Annotated in this window: 4 protein-coding genes; all 4 read right to left on the reverse strand. The window is 75.1% G+C overall.

The window, feature by feature from the left end; all coding sequences use genetic code 11:
• On the reverse strand, positions 1-695 hold a 695-nt coding region (locus RYN42_RS19570; RefSeq protein ID WP_315099103.1), incomplete at its 3' end, for a phosphoribosyltransferase family protein.
• Between the two features lie 67 nt (positions 696-762).
• Complete coding sequence (locus RYN42_RS19575; RefSeq protein WP_315099105.1) at positions 763-2,418, reverse strand: LpqB family beta-propeller domain-containing protein; 1,656 nt, start codon at positions 2,416-2,418, stop codon at positions 763-765.
• Positions 2,415-4,121 carry an MtrAB system histidine kinase MtrB gene (gene mtrB, locus RYN42_RS19580; protein ID WP_315099108.1) on the reverse strand — a complete coding sequence of 569 codons (1,707 nt, stop codon included), beginning with the start codon at positions 4,119-4,121 and terminating at the stop codon, positions 2,415-2,417. Before mtrB ends, RYN42_RS19575 begins: the two co-directional genes overlap by 4 nt.
• Before the next feature lie 16 nt (positions 4,122-4,137).
• Positions 4,138-4,821 carry an MtrAB system response regulator MtrA gene (gene mtrA, locus RYN42_RS19585; RefSeq protein WP_055912929.1) on the reverse strand — a complete coding sequence of 228 codons (684 nt, stop codon included), beginning with the start codon at positions 4,819-4,821 and terminating at the stop codon, positions 4,138-4,140.
• Positions 4,822-5,107 lie beyond the last annotated feature (286 nt).

Below are 5,107 nucleotides of genomic sequence, written 5' to 3' on the forward strand. Positions count from 1 at the left end.
GGCCCCGGGGCCGGCGTCGACGCGAGCGTCAGGGCGCCGACGACCGTGGCGCCGGCCCGCTCGAGCGCGGTGCGGCACGCCGCGACGGTGGCCCCGGTGGTGAGCACGTCGTCGACCAGGAGGACCCGCTGGCCCCGGACGCGGTCGGTGTGCCTGTCCAGCACCCGCACGTGACCGGCGAGGTTGCGGGTCCGGGCGCGGGCGCCGAGCCCGACCTGGTCGCGGCTCCTGGAGCGCACCAGCGGCGGCGCGACGGCCGCAGGCACACCGGCCAGCCGCAGGCGGTCGGTCACCGTCCGGGCCAGCGCGTCGACGAGGTTGCCGCCCCGCCGGCGACTCGCCGCGGCGGTCGACGGAGACGCGGCGACGAGCAGCGGACCCGTTCCCAGCTCCCCGGCGAGCGCAGCCGCCGCCGTGCCGAGCGCGTCCGTGAACGGTCGCGTGAGGTCCAGCCGGCCGCGGTCCTTCCACGCGACGACCGCGCGGCGCACGTCACCGGTGCAGTCGGCGAGCGTCCACACCGGCAGGGGGCCCCGCCCGTCGAGCCGGTCCAGCCGAGGGGCGCGGTCCTCGCAGCGCCACGGGCTCCCGGACAACCGCAGGGCGCAGGACCGGCACCACCCGACGTCGAGCGTGCCGCAGCCCGCGCACTCGACGGGCAGCAGGAGTCCGAGGAGCTCGCGCGCGAACGTCATCGCCCGATCCTGGCGACCTCGGGACGGCGCGGTGGGCGCCTTGGGGACGACCGGGCCTGTGGGCGGCTCAGCCCGGGAAGAACGGGTACGACGCGCCGGTGACCCCGACCACCTGCGCCCACGCCGAGCCCACGAACCGGCGCAGCTCCCCGTCCGTCGTGGTCACGTAGACGACGGTGCTGCCGGCGAGGTCGGCCAGGTCGGTCACCTCGGGCAGGGCACGGGTGGGACCGGCCAGCGGGACCATGTGCACCGCGGCGCTGCCGACGGACCGGCCGACGACGGCGAGCGTCGACTCGTCCGACCAGACCACCGCCGACGCGTCGACCAGCGACGCGCCCGCGCGGACCGGGGCACCCACCTGCTGCGGCGCGCCGGACTCGTCGCGCGTGATCGCCGCCACGTCGACCTGCACACCGTCCGCGCCCGCGGAGACGACCGCGATCCGGACCCCGTCGCGAGCCACGCGCACGGCACGCACCGCACGGCCCTCCAGCCAGTCCGCACCGACCTGCACCGGGGCGGCGTCGGCCCGCGCGGCCACCAGGCCACCGGCCGCCTGCGCGGTCCAGGCCCACCCCATCCGGTCGACGGACGGCGCGACCAGGCCGGCACCCGTCAGGAGCTCGACGGCGGGGACGTCCTCGGTCGGCACGGTGACCAGCGTGCTCGGCCCGGACAGCAGCACGCGCACCGACCCGTCCTCGTTGCTCGCCGGGCTGCGCGGGTCGAGGGCGTCGAGCGGCAGCAGACCCGGCACCGGCTCGGGCTCGCCGTCGACGAGGGCGACGACCCGCCCCTCCTGGAGGAACTCCACGTTGCTCGGCGGCGCTGCGCCGCGCTCGAGCGTCGCGGCACCCTCCAGCAGCACGTCGCGGGCGAAGACCCGCACCGAGCTGATGCCGGGCACGGGCCGCAGGCTCGCGTCGATCTGCGCCAGCAGCAGGTCGCGGTCGGCCCGCGTCACGGCGAGCGCGGGTTCCAGCCTGACCTCGGCGACGCCCTCGTCGTCGACGACGACCGCCTCCGGGCTGAGCTCGACGCCGTCGGGCACCGCGGTGACGACCGCGTCCTGCAACCAGGCCGACGGGCCGGCGAGCAGCTCTCGCACGATCGAGGTGCGCAGGTTCTTGGTGGGGAACCAGCGCTCCTCGGGCACGAGGAACTCCTGGTCCGGCGACAGGAAGTACAGCGACGCCGGCCGGTAGCTGCGGGCGAAGTCCTCCTGCTGCAGCAGCAGTCCGTCGGGCGTGACCGCGATCCGCCACTGGTCGGCGTCGTTCTGCACCATCTGGAAGGTCACGGGCTCGCGTGCGTCCGGCGGTGCCTCGGCGTACACGCCGTCCTCGTCCACCCGGGCGATCACCGGGACCTCGAGGGTCACCTCCGTCTCGGTGGTGGCCGGCGCCGGCTCGACCGGGCCGGACACGACGACGCCCGCCGACGGGTTCCACGTGGTCTTCGCCTCCCCCGCGAGGTACTGCCGGGCCGTCGTGAAGTTGTCGGCGAACCCGGCGGCACCGGCCGCGAGGAAGCCGTCGACGATCTCGGCAGGGGTCTCGCCCTGCTGCGGCCCCTCGGCGAGGACGTCGATCTCCGACGGCTCGGTGACCTCGGCGTCACCCACCTGGACCGGACCGGACGTCGGGATGGCCGAGCAGGCGGCGAGCACGGCCACGGCAAGTGCTGCGACGGCGCCGTTGCGGAGGCGGTGCCTGGTCATCGGACCTCCTGCCTCTCGTCGTCGGCGTGCTCCTCGGAGGACATCTCCGGCAGCGCGGCGGGGTCGGTGTGCGAGCGCACGACCGGGATGCGCAGGGCCTCGGTGACCGGCGACTCGTCGGGCGTCAGCGGCAGCGGCGAGCCGGTGAGCCGGATGCCGGCGCGGCGCGGCAGCGTGAGCCGGAAGCTCGCCCCGCGGCCCGGCCGGCCCCACGCCTCGAGCCAGCCGCCGTGCAGGTGGGCGTCCTCGAGCGAGATCGCGAGCCCGAGCCCGGTCCCCCCGGTCGTGCGGGCGCGTGCGGGGTCGGCCCGCCAGAACCGGTCGAACACGTGGGCGGCCTCGTCGGGCGTCATGCCCACCCCACGGTCCCGGACGGTGACCGCGACGGCGTGCGCGTCCGCCCCGACGGTGACCTCGACCGTGCTGCCCTCGGCGTGCTCGACGGCGTTGCCCAGCAGGTTGCGCAGGATGCGCTCGACGCGTCGCGGGTCGATGTCCGCGACGCAGCGCTCCTCCGGCACGACGACGCGCAGCCAGGCCCCGCGCCGGTCGGCGAGCGGTGCCGCGTGGTCGACCGCCGTGATGACGACGTCGCGCACGTCGCGGCTCTCCGCGTCGAGCACCGCGGCGCCGGCGTCGAACCTGCTGATCTCCAGCAGGTCCGCCAGCAGGTCCTCGAAGCGGTCGAGCTGCGTCTGCAGAAGCTCCGCCGAGCGCTTGACCGCCGGGTCGAAGTCCTGGCGGGACGCGTGGATGACCTCACCGGCCATCCGGATCGTGGTCAGCGGCGTCCGCAGCTCGTGGGAGACGTCGGAGACGAACCGCCGCTGCAGCAGCGACAGCTCCTCCATGCGGTGGATCTGGTCCTGCAGGCTGTCGGCCATCTCGTTGAAGGAGCGGGCGAGCGTCGCCATCTCGTCCTCGCCCTTCTCGGGCATCCGCTCCGACAGGTGCCCGTCGGCGAGCCGCTCGGCCACCTCCGCCGCGCGCCGCACCGGCCGGACCGTCTGCCGCGTGACCAGCCACGTCATGCTCCCCAGCAGCACGACGAGCGCCACCGCCGCGAGACCGAGCGTGCGCTGCAGGAAGTCGAGCCGGTCCTGCTCCGACTGCAGGCTGTACAGGAAGAACAGCTGGTACGCGCCGGCCACGGGCACCGCCACGTCCTGGCCCACCATGACACCGGGCGAGACGCCGCCGTTCTCCTGGACCATCGCCACGGACTGCCACTGCTGGCCGTCGCCCGAGGTGGCGAGCCGCAGCTCGGGCGTGACCAGGCCGATGAGCTCCTGGTCCGACGCCGCCCCGGTGAGCGTGACGCTGCCCCCCTGCTGACCCGGTGCGCGCAGCAGGAAGACCTCGCGGCGGTCGGACCCGCCGGTGCGCTGGGCGAGCGCCACGTCCCGGAGCAGCCGCTGCACGTCGGGCGCGGAGGTCGCGGTCGAGGCGTCGAACGTGGCCTGCGCCTGCTGCGTGGACCGGGCGCTCTCCTGGAGCACCTGCTCGAGCCGCGCGTTGAACAGCCCGTCCGCCATCCGCTCCCCGACGTAGGCGCCGACCAGCGCGAGCGCCGCCAGACCGATGGCCAGCGTCGAGGTGATGACACGGACCTGCAGCGACGACCGCCACACGCGCGACCACGAGCGCACGCGTCTGCGGACCCGTGCCCGGACCAGCCGCCAGGCGCCGCTCAGCCGCACCATGGAGCGGTTCCCGGGGTCACGTCGAGGCCACGCCCGCCTTGTAGCCGACACCGCGGACGGTGACGACGATCTCGGGCTGCTCGGGGTCGTTCTCGATCTTGGAGCGCAGGCGCTGCACGTGCACGTTCACCAGGCGGGTGTCGGCGGCGTGCCGGTAGCCCCACACCTTCTCCAGCAGGACCTCGCGCGTGAAGACCTGCCACGGCTTGCGCGCGAGCGCCACCAGCAGGTCGAACTCCAGCGGGGTGAGCGACACCGGCCGACCGGCGCGCGCCACCCGGTGACCCGGCACGTCGATCGTCACGTCGCCGATGGTGAGGTGCTCGGGGGCGGGCTCGTCGCTGCGACGCAGGCGGGCCCGGACGCGTGCCACCAGCTCCTTGGGCTTGAAGGGCTTGGAGATGTAGTCGTCGGCGCCCGACTCCAGGCCCAGCACGACGTCGACCGTGTCGCTCTTGGCCGTGAGCATGACGATGGGCACGCCCGACTCCGCGCGGATCTGGCGGCACACCTCGTTGCCGTCCTTGCCGGGCAGCATGAGGTCGAGCAGGACGAGGTCCGGCTGCGTGGCCCGGAACACCCCGATCGCCTCGTCGCCGTCCTCGCAGAACACCGGGTCGAAACCCTCCGACCGCAGCACGATGCCGATCATCTCGGCCAGCGCGGTGTCGTCGTCGACCACCAGCACGCGTCCCTTCATGGCGGCATTCTCGCACCGTGCGGGCCCCGACCTGGGCCACCTCGGGCAGCGAGGCGTCCCGGCGTCGACAGATCACCCGGTCGCGCGTCCCGGCGTGCGGCCGTCGTGGCACGATGATTCCTCCGTGGGGGGCCGCTGGCGGCGCCCCGGACACCCTGCACGACGACAGCCGAGGAGCCGCGCTCGCATGACGAGCCCGCACGACGACGCGCCCCGTCCACCCTCCTGGGCGGCACCCGCCGGCCCGGGGACGACGCCGCCGCCTCCGGAGCCCGCGCCGCGGCCC

It is taken from the genome of uncultured Cellulomonas sp., assembly GCF_963527515.1.
Taxonomy (GTDB): Bacteria; Actinomycetota; Actinomycetes; order Actinomycetales; family Cellulomonadaceae; genus Cellulomonas.

What these genes read in the sequence shown, in the direction of transcription:
- RYN42_RS19575 (WP_315099105.1), bottom strand. Translation starts at nt 2,418, where the DNA reads ATGACCAGGCACCGCCTCCGCAACGGCGCCGTCGCAGCACTTGCCGTG.
- mtrB (WP_315099108.1), bottom strand. Translation starts at nt 4,121, where the DNA reads ATGGTGCGGCTGAGCGGCGCCTGGCGGCTGGTCCGGGCACGGGTCCGC.
- mtrA (WP_055912929.1), bottom strand. Translation starts at nt 4,821, where the DNA reads ATGAAGGGACGCGTGCTGGTGGTCGACGACGACACCGCGCTGGCCGAG.